At 74.6% G+C, this 15,037-nt stretch carries 6 protein-coding genes and 1 pseudogene; all 7 read right to left on the bottom strand.

Going from position 1 to position 15,037, the window contains the following annotated elements; translation table 11 throughout:
- Positions 1–154: 154 nt before the first annotated feature.
- Complete coding sequence (locus ABT263_RS34410) at positions 155–1,261, bottom strand: HAD-IIIC family phosphatase (RefSeq protein ID WP_352296735.1); 1,107 nt, start codon at positions 1,259–1,261, stop codon at positions 155–157.
- 45 nt (positions 1,262–1,306) lie between these two features.
- Complete coding sequence (locus ABT263_RS34405; RefSeq protein WP_329490250.1) at positions 1,307–2,422, bottom strand: acyl-CoA dehydrogenase family protein; 1,116 nt, start codon at positions 2,420–2,422, stop codon at positions 1,307–1,309.
- Positions 2,415–2,705, bottom strand: coding sequence for an acyl carrier protein (locus ABT263_RS34400; protein WP_329490249.1), 291 nt, complete (start codon positions 2,703–2,705; stop codon positions 2,415–2,417). The genes ABT263_RS34405 and ABT263_RS34400 overlap by 8 nt, the downstream gene beginning before the upstream one ends.
- A complete protein-coding gene (locus ABT263_RS34395; RefSeq protein WP_352296732.1) occupies positions 2,702–3,568 on the bottom strand; it encodes a 3-hydroxyacyl-CoA dehydrogenase family protein in 867 nt (288 codons plus the stop codon). The genes ABT263_RS34400 and ABT263_RS34395 overlap by 4 nt, the downstream gene beginning before the upstream one ends.
- 80 nt (positions 3,569–3,648) lie before the next feature.
- Positions 3,649–6,855, bottom strand: a complete 3,207-nt coding sequence (locus ABT263_RS34390) for a condensation domain-containing protein (RefSeq protein ID WP_352296729.1) — start codon at positions 6,853–6,855, stop codon at positions 3,649–3,651.
- A gap of 5 nt (positions 6,856–6,860) precedes the next feature.
- Positions 6,861–7,697 (bottom strand): hypothetical protein, encoded by an 837-nt coding sequence (locus ABT263_RS34385; RefSeq protein WP_352296726.1) that lies wholly within the window; start codon positions 7,695–7,697, stop codon positions 6,861–6,863.
- A 210-nt stretch (positions 7,698–7,907) separates the two neighbouring features.
- A pseudogene (locus ABT263_RS34380) lies at positions 7,908–15,037 on the bottom strand (SDR family NAD(P)-dependent oxidoreductase); the annotation flags it as partial.

The raw sequence follows: 15,037 nt of genomic DNA, 5'->3' as shown, positions 1-15,037 counted from the left end.
TGGAGCTGTGCGAGGAAATCCGGGAAATGGCCCGCCGGAGCCCCCGACGGTCAGGATATGAGTCGCTCCGTCCGGAGGACCACGTGTTCAACCGAGAAAGGCGCGCCGGTTGATCGGCGCGCCTTTCCGTTCGGCCGGGGAGTCCCGGTACCGCTCACCCTCGGGCGACGGCGTCCTTCTCGGGGGCGGCCGCGGCGAGTTCGGGCGAGTCCAGCCGCATCGTGGTCGGCCCCTCGCGGCGGTCCGCGACCAGGTGCAGGCGCTGGACGCCCTCCCCGGCGGGCTCGCCGAGGACGGCCTGGCAGGCGCAGGGGTCGTCGGCGAAGCCCGCGAACCGGTAGGCGATGTCCATCATGCGGTTGCGCTCGGTGCGCCGGAAGTCGGCGACGAGGTGGGCGCCGGAGCGGGCCGCCTGGTCGATCAGCCAGTTGAGGATGACCGCGCCGGCACCGAAGGTCACCACGCGGCACGAGGTCGCGAGGAGCTTGAGGTGCCACAGATCCGCGTGGCGCTCCAGGAGGAGCACGCCCACGGCGCCGTGCGGACCGAAGCGGTCGGTGAGGTTGACGGTCAGGACCTCGTGGTCCGGGTCGACCAGCAGCGCGCGCAGCGCGGCGTCCGAGTAGTGGACGCCGGTCGCGTTCATCTGGCTGGTGCGCAGGGTCAGTTCCTCGACCCGGGAGATGTCCTCCTGGTCGGCGCGCTTGATCTCCATGACGAGGTCGAGGGTGCGCAGGAACTCCTCGTCGGGGCCGCTGAAGGTGTCCTTCTCGGCGTCCCGGCGGAAGCTCGCCTGGTACATCTCCCGGCGGCGCCGGGCGTCGACCGTGACGATCTCGGGGCTGAACTCGGGCAGTGCGGTCAGCTCGGCCGCCTGCTCGGCCGGGTAGCAACGGATGTCGGGCGCGTGGTAGTTGACCTCGGCGCGCTCGGTGGGCAGGTCGTCGATGAAGGCGACGGCCGTCTCCGCGAAGTTCAGCCGCTCGGCGATCAGCTTGACCGCGTCGGACTTGCGCCCCCACCCGATCTGGGGATGCACGAAGTACTCGGCGAGGCCCAGGTCTTCGAGCCGCTTCCAGGCGAGGTCGTGGTCGTTCTTGCTCGACACCGAGTGCAGGACTCCCCTGGAGTCGAGCTCGACGATGGTGTCGTGGATTCCGGGGAACAGTTCGACGGTCGGGTCCTCCAGCAACGTGCCGTCCCAGACGGTGTTGTCCAGGTCCCAGACCAGGCACTTCACGAGGGTTGGCTTCTCAGCCACGGGGGTCTCCTACCAGCTTTCGGTCGGACTTCGGTCGGATGGACGTCAGTCGGAAATCGACAGGGCGTGGTCCGCCAGGATCAGCCGGCAGATCTCGTTGCTGCCTTCGATGAGCTCCATGAGCTTGGCGTCCCGGAACGCGCGGGCCACCACGTGGCCGTCCTCGGCACCGGTCGATCCGAGCAGTTGGACCGCGGTGGCGGCGCCGCGGGCCGCGTGGTTCGCGCTGACGTGCTTGGCGAGGACCGCCGTGAGCCCCATGTCCGGGGCGGCGGAGTCCCATTGCCGGCTGGCGTGCTCGCAGCTGCGCCGCGAGACCTGCTCGGCGACGAGCAGCTCCGCGAGGTGCCCGCGGACGAGTTGGTGCTCGGCGAGCGCCACGCCCGCCTGGTGCCGGTGCTTCACGTGCCGGGTGGCGGCGCTCAGGCAGGCCTGCAGGATGCCGACGCAGCCCCACGCGATCGACACCCGCCCGTAGGAGAGCGCCGTGGTGAAGAGCATCGACAGGGGCTGTCCGCCGCCGCCCAGCACGTGGGTGGCCGGCAGCCGGACGTTGTCCAGGCGGATGTTGGCGTGGCCGGCGGCCCGGCAGCCCATCGGCTGGGGTACCAGGTCGATGTGCACGCCCGGCGCGTCGACGGGGACGATCGCGGCGGCCGCGCCGTCGCTGTCCCCCTGCCGGCCGATGACGACGACGAAGTCGGCGTACCGGGTGCCGGTGACCCACTTCTTCTCGCCGTCGATGACGAACCCGTCGCCGTCGGCCTTGATCCGGGTGCGCATGGCCGCCAGGTCGCTGCCGGCCCCCGGCTCGCTGAAGCCGACCGCGGTGAGCTTCCCGCCGGTCAGCTCCGCCAGGAAGGTGCGCCGCTGCTCGCGGTCGCCGAAGCGCTGGATGGTCCAGGCCGCGATGCCCTGCGAGGTCATGATGGACCGCAGGGAGCTGCACAGGCTCCCCACGTACGCGGTGAGTTCGCCGTTGTCCTGGCTGCTCAGCCCGAGGCCGCCGTAGGAGGCCGGCACCTGCGCGCACAGCAGGCCCTTGGCGCCGAGCGTGCGCAGCACGTCGAGGGGCAGTTCGCCCGCGACGTCCCAGGAGCCGGCCCGGGAGCCGACGAGCTCGCCGATGAGGGCGCGCTCGTCGGCCGGTCGGTCAGGCATTCCCGGCCGCCACCGCGTCGCCGCGCAGACGCAGCACGAGGCCGGCCATGCCCCCGACGGTGCGGAAGTTGTCGAGCTTGAGGTCGCCGCCGACGATGGCGATGTCGTAGGCGTCCTCCAGGTGGACGACGAGCTGCATGGCGAACATCGAGGAGACCACGCCGGAGGCGAAGAGGTCCTGGTCCAGCTCGACGTCGGTCTTGATGCGCTCGGCGAGGAAGCCGAGGATCTCCTTCTGGAGGGTCTCAGCGGTCAGCGGAGTGTTGTCCCCGTGGACGGTCATGACGCGACCTTTCCGTAGTCGTAGAAGCCCCGGCCGGTCTTCCGGCCGAGGTGGCCGTCCCGCACCTTTTCGAGCAGGAGGTCACAGGGGCGGCAGCTTTCGTCACCGCGGCGCTCGTAGAGCACGTTGAGCGAGTCGACCAGGTTCTCCAGGCCGATCAGGTCGCCGGTGCGCAGCGGGCCGGTGGAGTGGCCGAGGCAGCCCTCCAGCAGGCCGTCGACGACCTCGACGGAGGCGACGCCCTCCTGGACGAGCATGGCCGCGGTGTTGATCAGCGGGTGGAGCAGGCGGTTGATCACGAAGCCCGCCGAGTCCTCGATGACGAGTGCCTCGCGGCCGAGGACGGCGAGCAGCTCGGTGGCCTGCTCCAGGACGGCCGGGTCGGTGCGCGGGCCGCGGATGACCTCGACCATCTTGATCATGTAGGAGGGGTTCATGAAGTGCACGCCCACCAGGTCCTCGGGGCGCACGATCCACTCGGCCATCTCGTCGATCGGGATGCACGAGGTGTTGGAGATCAGGGTGGTGCCGGGCGTCACGACCCGGGAGGCCGCGGAGAGCACCTCCTGCTTGACCTTGTCGACCTCGGTGACGGCCTCGACCACGGTGGTGGCCTCGGCGATGTCGTCGAGGTTGACGCTGGTGGTCAGCGTGCCCTGCGGGCGGTCGGCCGGCAGGACGCCCATGAGCTGGGCGTGCCGCAGCTTCTGCCGGATGGTCTGCCGGGCCGTCTCCAGCACGGTCTCGTCGACGTCGACCAGGACGACGGAGACGCCGTGGCCGAGGGCGAGCGCCGAGATGTTGGTACCCATCACACCGGCGCCGATGATGGCGAGGCGGTGCTCCTCAAGAGCAGTGCTCATGGATTCTTCCCTGCTGTTTCGTGAGCCGGTTCCTGTCGGCCGGCCCGGTCGTGGTGACGCGGCCCGGTGTGGTCCGCCGCTCAGGCGCGCAGCAGCGCGGCGAGAGCGGCGGGGGTCGGGTGCTTGAACACGTCGGCGAGTTCGAGGTTCCTGCCGGTGAACTCTTCGACCCGCTGCGCCAGGACGGCCGCGAGCAGCGAGTGGCCGCCCGAGTCGAAGAAGTTCGTCTGTGCCGTGGCGCCGGTGCTCAGCAGCTGCCCCCAGATCCCGACGAGGCTGCGGACGAGCGCGTCGTCCTCCGCCGGGTCCGGCCGGTCGGCGCCCTGCTCGACGGCCTTGCGGGCCAGCGCGCGGAGGGCCTCGTGGTCGGGGCGGCCGTCCGGTGTCCTGGGCAGCGCGGCCAGCCGGACGAACAGCCGGGACCCGGCGGGGGCGCCGGTGTCGGTGGCCGTGCCCGGGTCGGCGACTGTCCCGGTGGCCGGGTCGGTGGGCGCCTCGGTGGTCGTCGCGGTGGACGCCTCGGTGGTCGTCGCGGTGGACGCCTCGGTGGGCGCCTCGGTGGTCGTCTCGGCGAAGGCGACGACGGTGTGCCCGCCGTCGGGCCGCGGCACGGCCAGCGCGGCGGCCGCCGTCACCCCGGGCCGGCCGAGCAGGTCGGCCTCCACGCGGCCGAGGTCGACCGGGCCGTCCTCGGTGGTGACCCGGCGGTCGGCCCGGCCGAGCCACTCGATCGCCCCGTCGGACCGGCGGCGGGCGAGTTCGCCGGTGCGGTGGTGGCGCCCGTACCGTGCGTCGGTCGCGACCGCCGGACCGTCCGGCCCGCTCGGGGCCGAAGCCGTTCCCGCGAGGCGGAGTTCACCGCGCAGTCCGACGGGCAGCTCGCGCCCGTCGGGGGCGGTGACGAAGGCCCGGGTGCCGGCCACCGGCCGCCCCCGGGTCAGCCCGTCGGGGCTCTCCACCCGGCCGGACAGCGCCCAGCCGGTGGTCCCCGGAAGGCAGAGGCCGCTGTGCAGTCGGCAGCCGGCCGCGAGGAGCCGCTCCGCCACCTCGGCGGTCAGCTCGTCGCCCCTCGCCAGCACCGTCAGTCCGGGCAGCTGCCCGGCCCGGTCCGCCAGGAGGCGGGCCGGGGTGCCCGGCGGGACGACGGCGACGGTCGCGTCGAGCCCGTCGGCGGCGGCCCGGAGGGCGGTCGCGTCGGTCCGGGCGCCGTCGGGCAGGACCACGCAGCGGCCGCCCGCGCCCAGCGCCAGGAAGATCTCGAAGAGCGCGTCGAAGCCGGCCGGCGCGGCGAGCGTCGGCACACCGGTGCCGGGCCCGACGCCGAGCTCGGCCGCGAAGTGGCCGACCGCGTCCGCGAGGCCCGCGTGGCTGAGCACGGTGGCGACCGGCTCTCCGGCCTCCCCGCAGGTGTAGAACACGCAGGCGGGCGCGGATGGTTCGCCGTCCGCGTCCGGTCCGGCGGGACCGGGCGCAGGGGCGGGCGCGGGGGCGTCGACCGGCGTCAGGACCGGCGGCAGGTCGGCGCCGTCGGGCAGCCGGACACCCGTGCCGGTGAGGACGGCCTTCGCCCGCGCGTGGGTGAGCTGCCGGGTCAGCCAGGAAGGGTCGTGTCCGGCGTCGAGCGGCAGGCAGACGGCGCCGGCCCGCCAGACGCCGAGGGCGGCGGCCGCGGCCTCGCGCCGCGGCACGGCGATCGCCACCGTGTCGCCCGGCCCGATGCCGGCGCCGGCCAGCAGCGCGCGGACGACGGATGCCGCCTCGTCCACCTGCCGGTAGTCGACGCCGTGGTCGCCGTCGGTCACGGCCGGGGCCTCGGGTGTCTTCTCCGCCCAGGCCCGGAACGCCGCGGGCACCGTCGGGCGCACGGCCGGGGCGGCCGTCCCGTCGGCCCGGTCGACGGCCCGGCGGTCGGCGTCGCTCCAGCCCGCCGTCCCGGCGAGCGGCCGGTCCGGGTCCTGCGCGGCCGCGACCAGCAGGGCGTCGAACCGGTCCAGCATCGCCTCGACCTCGGCCGGGGCCAGCGTCTCGGAGTGGCGGAACACGATCTCCGCCCGGGACGGCGAGCCGACCAGCTCCAGGTCGAACTTGCTGTGCGGGTTCTCCACCGTCAGCACCCGGGCCGCCATGCCGCCGACCGACAGCTCGCCGGCCGGCGCCTCGGGCAGGAAGTTGAACAGGTGCCGGAAGAGCTGGGTCTGCCAGGACGTACCGATCCCCGGCAGCTCCCCGGTCAGCTCGTCGACCGGGGTGTCGGCGTGCGCCATCGCCCCGAGGAACGCGTCCCGGGCCTGCCGGGCCAGCGCCCGGAAGCCCTCGGCGAGGTCCACCCGGATCCGGATCGGCACGACGTTGACGTGGTAGCCGATGGCGGCGGTGTTCGCCCCGCGGACGTTGACCGGGGAGCCGATGACGAGGTCCGGTCCGGCGCCGTGCGCCGCGAGGAGGGCCGCGTAGGCGGCCAGCATCACCGCGCCGAGCGGCGCCCTGACCGCGCGCTGCAACTGCAGCACGGCCTGCTGCGCCGCGGGGGAGAGCGCGCGGCTCGCGGTCTCGCCGCGCAGCCGCGGCTGCCGGTCGCGCGGGGTGCCGCACCACAGCTCCAGCCCGGCCGGGTCGAAGCCCTCCAGGGTCTCCCGCCAGTAGGCGAGGTCGGCGGGCCGCGGCTCGGGCTCGGCGAGCGCCGGGGCCGGTGCGGTGGCCTGCGGCGGCACCGGCCGGCCCGCCGCGATCGCGTCGTAGACCGGGATGAACGCCTGGAGGAACAGGGCCACCGAGACCATGTCGAAGACCAGGTGGTGCACGGCCACGCAGAGCACGTCGCCGTCCGGACGGACGGCGTGCCCGATCCTGACCAGCGGCCGGCCGTCGAGCCGGAACGGCCGGTCCGCGAACGCGGTCAGCTGCCGCTCCACCGAGTCGCCCGACAGGTCGAGCGGCTCGATCTCCAGGGCGAACCCGCTCGCGGGGACGACCTCCTTGACCAGGTCCGCCGCGGTGGTGCGGTAGACGGTCCGCAGCACCTCGTACCGGCCGACCACGATCGCCAGGGCCGCCCGCAGCGCGTCCGGCCGCAGCCGCCCGCTCACCTGGAGGGCCAGCCCCAGGTTGTTGACCCCGGTCTCCGGGACCAGCTGCTCCAGCAGCCAGAGGGCCTTCTCCTTGCTCGTCGTCGCGGTCGACGCCGAGGTCGTCGGCGCGTTCGTCGGCGCGGTAGTCGGGGCGTTCGTCGGTGCGTTCGCGCGGTCCGGTTCCGGCGGTCGGCCGGACGCGCCCAGGTCGGAGTTCATCGCCCTCAGAATTCGGCGTTGTCGAGGAGGAGCCGGACCGTCGAGTCGTCCCGCAGGAGGTCGACGTGGCCGATCTCCAGCGAGAGCCGCCGGCCCAGCACCTTGCTGGCGTTGACCACCGTCGCCGCGCCGGTCCGCTCCAGCTCCGCGTAGTCGGAGGAGGTGACGGCGAGCGCCTCGCCCCAGGCCCGGCTCGGGTCGATCTGGGAGGCGGCGGAGAGCCACGTCATGTACGACTCGAAGAGCAGCACGACCTCGTCCCGGCGGGCGTCGGCGAGACCGATCCGCCGGAAGGCGATGGAGGCCATCTCGCGGTAGAGGCCGACGATCTCGACGGCGGCGTCGAGCAGGCCGATCGACGGGGTCCCGACGATCTCGGCGGCCCGCTCGCGGGCGTGCTCCGCCTCCTCCGCGGTGAAGACCGGGCCGGCCAGCGCGATCATCTTGTGGATCTCGGACTCCAGCAGCTGCAGGTCGGTGACCTGCGGGTCGAACAGGATCACCTTGGGCGCGGTGCCCTGACGCTGCGCCAGGCGGTCGGCGATCTCACCGGCGTAGACGCCGCCGACGCAGTAGCCGAGCACGGCCACCACCTCGTACTTCTCCCACTCGCCGGCGTTCAGCCAGTGCTCGGTGTAGTAGTCGCCGGCCGGGCGGTCGGCCAGGCGGACCGGCGGGGGCGTGGTCTGCAGGAACCCGTGCCCGGCCCAGGCCGGGCCCATCTTCCGTGCGAGGTCCTCGAATCCGGCCTCGCGCCGCCCGGCGGCGGGGAAATCGATTCCGAGAACAAGGGACTTCGACGTCGGGGCGGTTATGACGCTCCAGGCGTTCTCGTTCGGCACTTTCTCATCCCATCTTCGGAGTCGGACGGCTGGTTTCCCTGCGGCACAGCCCGTGGAACATTTCCTCGAAGAACCGGTCGGACACCGGCACGGCCCCGGATCGCCGGGGGCCGCTCATCGGCCCCCGGCTCATGGCCCGCCGGCTCATTGCCCGTCGGTGCTTTCCCGGAGGACCGCCGTCAGCTCGCCGAGCAGGAAATCCGCGATCGCTTCCGGCAGATAGAGGTCATAGATGAAGCCCTCCGGCAGCTTAAGGCCGGTCAGCCCGGTAATTCTTTCCCGCAGTTGAACGGCCGACATGGACGTCATGCCCATCTCGAACACGTCGCCGTTCGGGCGGACCGAATCGACCGACGCGTAGCCGAGCATCGTGGCGATCTCCTGGCGGAGCAGGTCGAGCACCAGCTCCCGCTGCTCCGCCTCGCCGAGGCCGGCCAGCTGCCGGAGCCAGTCGAGGTCACCGGAGCCGTCGGCGGACCCGTCGGGGCCGTCGAGCGGCGCCTGCTCGCGTTCCTGCTGCCGCCAGGTAGAGAGCCGTGCCAGCACCGTGCCCAGCGGCATGTCCTCCCGCAACGGCTCGGCCAGGCCCAGGACTTCGGCCAGGGCGGCCATGTCCCCACCCTCCAGCGCGGCCCAGAAGCGCTGCTCGCCCGGGGTGGCGGAGCCGGCCGCGACCGGTTCGGCGCCGGGCCTGCGAGCCGGCGGCTGCGGCCAGTAGGGCTGTCGCTGGAACGCGTACGTCGGCAGGTCGACGCGGCGCCCGCCGCCCAGGAGCGCGGCCCAGTCCACGGGGACGCCGAGGACGTGGAGGGCGGCCAGGCCGGCCGTGAACGACCGCAGGCCCCCTTCCCCGTGGCGCAGCGTCCCGGTGACGGTGGCGCCCGCCCCGGCCCGCAGGCCCCGGTCGTCCAGGGCCCGGGCGAGGGCCGCGGTGAGCACCGGGTCGGCGCTGACCTCGATGTACGCGCCGAACCCGCCGTCGGCCAGGGCCGCCGCCAACTCCTCGGCCGGCAGGGTGTCCTGCGGGCTCCGGACCCAGTGGTCGGCGCCCAGCCCGGCGCCCTCGGCCCAGGCCATCGCCCGGGTGGAGAACAGCGGCACCGTGCCCGCCCGCGGGCGGACGGCGGCGAGTTCCGCCCGGTCGGCGGCCGCGCCGGCCGCCGAACGGCCGGTCAGCACCGCGATCCGGGCCGCGTCCGCCGGTGACAGCACACCGGCCACCTGGGCGGCCGCGACCTCGCCCACCGCGTGGCCCGCGACGGCCGCCGGGTGGACGCCCGCCGAGCGCCACAGCGCGGCCAGCGACACCATCACCGCCCAGAGCACCGGCTGGAGGACCTCGGGGCGGTCGAGCGCCGGACCGGCCGGGCCCTCCCGCAGCACCTCGGTGACCTTCCAGTCCACGTACGGGCCCAGGTCCCGCTCGCACGCGGCGATCCGGTCCGCGAAGACCGGCGCCTCGTCCAGCAGCGCGGCGGCGCAGCCGAGCCAACGGGACTCGCTGCCGGGGAAGACGAACACGGGCCGGTGGCCCGCCGTCGCGGTGCCGGTCAGCACGTCCCTGGTGGGCACGGCGGCGGCGGCCACCGCGAGGCCCGCGAGCAGGCCGTCCCGGTCCGCGCCCAGCACGACCGCCCGGTGGTCGAAGACGGTGCGCGTGGTGGCCAGGGAGAACCCGATGTCCACCGGGTCCGCGTCCGGGCGGTCGAGGAGGAAGTCGCGCAGCCGCCCGGCCTGGGCGCGCAGCGCCTCCTCGGTCCGCCCGGACAGCACCCACGGCACCACCGCCGGCGCTGCCGACGGGGCGACGGGCGCGGCCGGCGCGGGGGCCTCCTCCACGATGACGTGCGCGTTGGTACCGCTGATCCCGAACGAGGAGACGCCCGCCCGGCGCGGCCGCCCGTTCGGCTGCCACGGCACCGGCTCGGTCAGCAGCCGCACCCGGCCCTCCGTCCAGTCGACCTGCGGCGTGGGCTCGTCGACGTGCAGCGTGGCGGGCATCCGGCCGTGCCGCAGGGCGAGCACCATCTTGATCACTCCGGCGATGCCGGCCGCGGCCTGGGTGTGTCCGATGTTGGACTTCACCGACCCCAGCCAGAGCGGCCGGTCCTCCGGCCGGTCCTGGCCGTAGGTGGCCAGCAGCGCCTGGGCCTCGATCGGGTCGCCCAGCCTGGTGCCCGTGCCGTGCGCCTCCACCACGTCGACCTCGTCGGCGCGGACGCCGGCGTTGGCCAGCGCGGCCCGGATCACCCGCTGCTGCGAGGGCCCGTTGGGGGCGGTCAGACCGTTGGACGCACCGTCCTGGTTGGTCGCACTGCCCCGCAGCACCGCGAGCACCCGGTGCCCGTTGCGCTGCGCGTCGGACAGCCGCTCGACCACCAGCACGCCCGCGCCCTCGGCGAAGCCGGTGCCGTCCGCCGCGGCGGCGAACGCTTTGCAGCGGCCGTCCGGGGCCAGCCCGCGCTGGCGGGAGAACTCGACGAACGTCCCCGGCGTGGCCATGATCGTCACGCCCCCGGCGAGCGCCATCGTGCACTCGCCGGACCGCAGTGCCTGGGCCGCCAGGTGCAGCGCCACCAGCGCCGACGAGCACGCCGTGTCGACCGTGACCGCCGGCCCCTCCAGACCGAAGGTGTAGGCCAGCCGGCCGGACAGGATGCTGGTCGCGATCCCGGTCATCAGGTGGCCCTCGGCCTCCGCGCCGCCGTGCGCCAGCACGCTCATCTCGTAGCCGGAGGTGTAGCCGCCCACGAAGGTGCCGGTCTGGCTGCCGCGCAGGGACACCGGGTCGATCCCGGCCCCCTCGATGGCCTCCCAGGACAGCTCCAGGAGCAGCCGCTGCTGCGGGTCCATGGCCAGCGCCTCACGCGGGCTGATTTCGAAGAACCCGGCGTCGAAGGCGCTGGCGTCCTGCACGAACCCGCCCGCCTGGGTGTACGAGGTGCCGATGTGCGCGGCGTCCGGGTCGTAGAGGGAGTCCAGGTCCCAGCCGCGGTCGGCGGGGAACGGCGAGATCGCGTCCTGCCCCTCGGAGATCATCCGCCAGAGGTCCTCGGGCCCCGTCACACCGCCCGGGAACCGGCAGCTCATGCCGACGATCGCGATCGGCTCGTCGTGGGCCGCCGCCCCGACCGGGGCCGGCGGTGCCACGGCCGCCGAGGCTCCGCCGCCGAGCCGGCCCCGCAGGTGCCCGGCCAGCACGGCCGGGTTGGGGTAGTCGAAGACCAGGGTGGCCGGCAGCCGCAGTCCGGTCCCGGTGGTGAGGCGGTTGCGCAACTGGACGGCGGTGAGCGAGTCGAAGCCCAGGTCGGTGAAGGCCCGGCCGGGCTCGACGGCCTCGGCGGAGCTGTGCCCCAGCACGGCCGCCACGTGGGCCCGGACCAGGTCCAGCAGCATCCGGTCGCCGTCCGCGGCGGGCAGTGCGGCGAGCCGCTGCCGCAGCGAGTCCGCGCCCGCCCCGGCGAAGGCGGCGGCGGTGCGCCGGGCCGGTCGGCCGGCCAGTGCCCGCCAGAGCGGCGGGACGTCGCCGGTGCGGGCCGCCTGGGACCGCAGCCCGGCCAGGTCCAGCCGGGCCGGGACCAGCACCGCCTCGTCCCGGCCGAGCGCCAGGTCCATCAGGGCCAGGCCCTCGGCCGCGCTCAGCCCGCTGGTCCCGCTCCGGGTCATCCGGGACCGCTCGGCGTCGGTGAGCTGCCCGGTCAGGCCGCTGACCTCCGCCCAGAGGCCCCAGGCGAGCGAGGTGGCGGGCAGTCCGGCCGCCCGCCGGTCGGCCGCCAGCGCGTCCAGGAACGCGTTGGCCGCCACGTAGTTGCCCTGACCCGGGACGCCGAACGTCGCCGCGGCCGAGGAGAACAGCACGAACTGGTCCAGGTCCAGCTCCCGGGTGAGCTCGTGCAGGTGCCAGGCACCGTCGGCCTTCGGCCGCATCACCGCGGCCACCCGCTCGGGCGTCAGCGACGGAATCGTCCCGTCGTCGAGCACTCCGGCGGTGTGGATCACGCTCCGCAGCGGACGCCCGGCCGGAATCGCCGCCAGCAGCGCGGCCAGCGCCTCACGGTCCGCCGTGTCACAGGCGACCACGTCCACCGACGCACCCGACCGCGCCAACTCCGCCGCCAGCACGGCCACCCCGGCGGCGGCCGGGCCGGAACGGCTGGTCAGCACCAGACCGTCCGCCTGGGCCGCGGTCACCAGATGCCGCGCGACCAGACCGCCCAGCGTGCCCGTGCCACCCGTCACCAGCGCCGTCCGCCCGGATGTGCGGCCCGGCAGTTGTTCAACTGCTCCCGTGGAACGGGATGGACGCGTCAGCCGCCGTCCGTGGGCCAGGGTGCCGCGAACGGCGAGTTCGGGCTCGCCGGTGGCGAGTGCCGTCGGGAGGACGGCGATCTGCTCGGCGCCCGCGCCGGTCGGCAGGTCGACCAGGACGAGCCGGCCGGGGTTCTCCGACTGCGCCGAGCACAGCAGGCCCCAGACGGCGGCGGCGGGCAGATCGGCGATCCGCTCCCCGGCCGCGGCAGCGACGGCCCCTCGGCTGACGACCACCAACCGGGCCTCGGCCAGACGCTCCTCGGCCAGCCAGGCCTGGGCCAGGCCCAGGGCGTCGCCGGTCGCCCGGCGGGCGGCCTCGGCCGCGTTGTCGCCCTCCACCTGGACACCGGCGCAGGCCAGCACCAGGGCGGGCTCGATCTCCCCCGCCTCGGTGGCGGCGGCCAGACCGGCCAGGTCCGTGAAGGCCCGGACCAGTACACCGGCCGCGTCCAGTGCCTCGGCGAGGCCGAAGCGGTCGGCGCCGATCAGCGCCCACGCCCCGGCCGGAGCCTCGGCCCCGGTGATCGGTGCCCACTCGACGGTGAACAGGGAATCCGCCACCCCGGCATCGTTCGACCGGAGTTGCTCGGCCGACACCGGACGGGTGATCAGCGACTCGACGGAGACCACCGGAGCACCCGTGGCATCCGCCGCCGTCAGCACCAGACTGCCCTGCGCATCACGGCGCAGCCGGGCCCGCAGCACGGACGCACCCGCCGCGTGCAGCTCGACACCCGTCCACGCGAACGGCAACCGCACCTCGTCCCCGGCCTCCGACACCAGCGCACTGGCCTGCAACACGCCGTCCAGCAGCGCCGGGTGCAGACCGAACGCACCCGCATCGGCGGCCACCGAGTCCGGCAGCGCGACCTCCGCGAAGACCTCGTCGCCCCGGCGCCAGGCGGCCCGCAAGCCCTGGAACGCCGGCCCGTAGCCGTACGGCCCGTCGGCCGCGTCCTCGTACACACCGCTGACGTCCACCGCCGTGGCCCCGTGCGGAGGCCAGACCGCGAAGTCCTCCTCCGCGACCGGCGCCTCCCCGGCGGGAGCGAGGACGCCGTCGGCGTGCTGCGTCCACTCCTCCTGCCCGTCGGGGCGGGAGAACACCTCGACCGTCCGACGGCCGTCGTCGTCCGCCTCGGCCAGCACCACCTGGACCTGGACCCCGCCGCCGTCGGCGGGCAGCACCAGCGGCGCCTGGAGCGTCAGCTCCTCCAGCAGGCCGCAACCGAGTTCGTCCCCGGCCCGGACCACCATCTCGACGAAGCCGGTCCCCGGTAGGAGCACCGCCCCACCGATCGTGTGGTCGGCCAGCCACGGGTGCGTCCGCACGGACAGCCGCCCGGTGCAGACCAGCCCCGCGCCGCCGGCCAGTTCGACCGCCGCACCCAGCAGCGGGTGACCGACCGCCCCCAGACCCAGCGACACCGCGTCCCCGCCCAGGGCCGGTCCGGCCGCACGCGGCCAGTACCGCTCGTGCTGAAAGGCGTACGTCGGCAGCTCGATCCGCTCGGCGGCGGGGAGGACGGAAGTCCACTCCACGGAGGCGCCGTTGACGAAGGCCTCGGCGAACGAGGTGACCAGCCGGGCCACACCGCCCTCGTCACGGCGCAGGGTGCCGCAGACCGCGGCGGGCACGATGCCCGGACCGGCCTCCTGGGCGACCTCTTCGAGCGTGTCGTTCATCGCGCCCAGCAGCACCGGGTGCGGAGTCACCTCGACGAACAGCTGGTGCCCCTGGCCCGCCAGCGTGCGCACCGCCCGGTCGAAGTGCACCGTCGCGCGCAGGCTGCCGTACCAGTAGGCGGCGTCCAACTCCTCACCGGTCAGCGTCTCCCCGGTCATCGCCGAGACCATCGGCACCCGGCCCCGGCGCGGCGCGATACCGGCCAGGACCTCGGTGATCTCCGCTTCGAGGCGGTCCACCTGGGCCGAGTGCGAGGCGTAGTCCACCGCGACCATCCGGGCCCGGACCCCCTCGGCCTCGAACTCCGCCTTCAACTCCTCCAGCGCCTCGGGCTCACCCGAAACCACCACCGCCGACGGCCCGTTGACCGCCGCGAGGGAGAGCCGCTCACCGAACCGGGCGATCCGCTCCTCGACCACGGTGGCCGACCGGCTCACCGACAACATGCCGCCCAGGCCCGCCAGGACCTTCAGCGACCGCGAACGCAGCGCCACCACCCGGGCGCCGTCCTCCAGCGACAGCATCCCGGCCACCGTCGCCGCCGCGATCTCACCCTGCGAGTGACCGACCACGGCGTCCGGCGCGACACCGGCGGCCTCCCAGACCGCCGCCAGCGACACCATCACCGCCCACAACGCCGGCTGGACGACATCCGCCGCCTTCAACTCCGGCACACCCGCCAGGACATCGCCCAGCGACCACTCCACGTACGGCGCCAGCGCCGCCTCGCACTCCGCGAGCCGCGCCGCGAACACCGGGCTGCACGCCGCCAGTTCACGGCCCATGCCCACCCACTGCGAACCCTGACCGGCGAAAGCGAACACCACCCGCGCACCCGGCCGCGCCACACCCGACACCACCGCACCCGACGGCACACCGGCCGCCAGACTCTCCAACCCGGCCACCAGCTCACCGCGCCCGTCGCCCAGCACGACCGCCCGGTGCTCGAACACCGACCGCGTCGTCGCCAGCGACCACGCCACCTCCGCCGGATCCACCGACGGCCGCGCCGACACCCACGCGTGCAACCGCTCCGCCTGCGCCGTCAGCCCCTGGGCGGAACGCCCCGACACCGCCCAGGCCCCGACCCCGCCGGGTTCGACCACCGACGGGGCAGCGGCCGGCTCGACCGGCTCCGCGTCGGTCGCGGTACCGGCCTCCGCGGGCGCCTCCTCCAGCAGGACGTGCGCGTTGGTGCCGCTGATCCCGAACGAGGACACACCGGCCCGGCGCGGCCGCTCCCCCACCGGCCAGGGCGCCGCCTCCGTCAGCAGCTCCACCTCACCGGCGGACCAGTCCACGTGCGGCGACGGATCGTCCGCGTGCAGCGTCCTCGGCAGCT

This window comes from Kitasatospora sp. NPDC001603, from assembly GCF_040298365.1.
In the GTDB taxonomy this organism is placed as follows: Bacteria; Actinomycetota; Actinomycetes; order Streptomycetales; family Streptomycetaceae; genus Kitasatospora.
The sequence above is the reverse complement of the archived record's forward strand: the minus strand, read 5'-3'. Positions and strand labels throughout refer to the sequence as shown.

Bases quoted from the DNA above. Each gene is read 5' to 3' on its own strand.
- ABT263_RS34400 (WP_329490249.1), bottom strand. From the start codon at position 2,705: ATGACCGTCCACGGGGACAACACTCCGCTGACCGCTGAGACCCTCCAG.
- ABT263_RS34405 (WP_329490250.1), bottom strand. From the start codon at position 2,422: ATGCCTGACCGACCGGCCGACGAGCGCGCCCTCATCGGCGAGCTCGTC.
- ABT263_RS34390 (WP_352296729.1), bottom strand. From the start codon at position 6,855: ATGAACTCCGACCTGGGCGCGTCCGGCCGACCGCCGGAACCGGACCGC.
- ABT263_RS34395 (WP_352296732.1), bottom strand. From the start codon at position 3,568: ATGAGCACTGCTCTTGAGGAGCACCGCCTCGCCATCATCGGCGCCGGT.